Consider the following 948-nt stretch of genomic DNA (forward strand, 5'->3'; position numbering starts at 1 on the left):
GTGAAGAACGAGGTGCATGGCATCCTGCAGGCGCACCTCGTGCCGAAGTGCCCGCATGCCGATCTGTTCAACAATCGCGGTCGCGCCTGGCTCGAGCGGCAGGTGCTTCCCGACGACGAGCGGGCCGCTATCGCCCGCCACATCCGCGAGATCGATCGCCTGGCCGAGGATCTGGCTGACCTCGATCGCGACATCGCCCGGGAAGCGGTTGATGATGCGCAAGTCCGGCGGCTTCAGACGATCACCGGCGTCAATGTCATCGTCGCGAGCGGTATCATCGCCGCGGTCGGCGACATCCGGCGGTTCCGCGAGCCGCAGAAGCTGGTGAGCTACTTCGGCCTCAATCCGCGTGTGCGCCAATCCGGTCTTGGCTTGGCGCAATATGGCCGGATCAGCAAACATGGGCGTTCCCATGCCCGCGCCATGCTGGTCGAGGCGGCCTGGGCCGCGGCGAAGGCGCCCGGACCGCTCAGGGCCTTCTTCCTACGCATCCGTAACAAGCGTGGTCATCAGGTCGCAGCTGTGGCGGTCGCCCGCAAGCTCGCCGTGCTGATCTGGCATCTGCTGACAAAGGAGCAGGACTACTTCTGGGCTCGCCCGGCGCTGGTGGCGGCAAAGCAGAGGCAGCTCGCTCTCAAGGCCGGCGCGCCGGGCGAGCGCGGTGTCGGTCGCCGCGGTTCGGCTTACGCCTACAACGTGAAGGAGTTGCGAAACAGCGAGAAAGCCGCGGCCGAGAATGCCGAACGTGCCTACGAGCTAATGGTTCGGCATTGGCGGTCACGCGGGCCGAAGCGGCGCACGGACGCCACAAACGAGGAACGACTATAACGGCTGCGTGGCGGCACTCTCATCCTCTCGCACCACTCTTTGCCACGTGGTCGTCCGTGCCGGACAAATATAGCACAAGGAAATCTGGCGGCACGACCGACGCCCTCGGTCCGCTCCAGA

The 948-nt window shown here is 65.5% G+C and carries 1 protein-coding gene; it reads left to right on the forward strand.

Translation table 11 applies throughout. The features are described 5' to 3' along the window. Positions 1 to 828, forward strand: an 828-nt coding sequence (locus NKI29_RS33360; protein ID WP_352798699.1) for an IS110 family RNA-guided transposase, incomplete at its 5' end; no start/stop codon positions are given. Positions 829 to 948 lie beyond the last annotated feature (120 nt).

Origin of the sequence: Mesorhizobium sp. M0678, assembly GCF_040320505.1 — a bacterium.
Classification (GTDB): domain Bacteria; phylum Pseudomonadota; class Alphaproteobacteria; order Rhizobiales; family Rhizobiaceae; genus Mesorhizobium.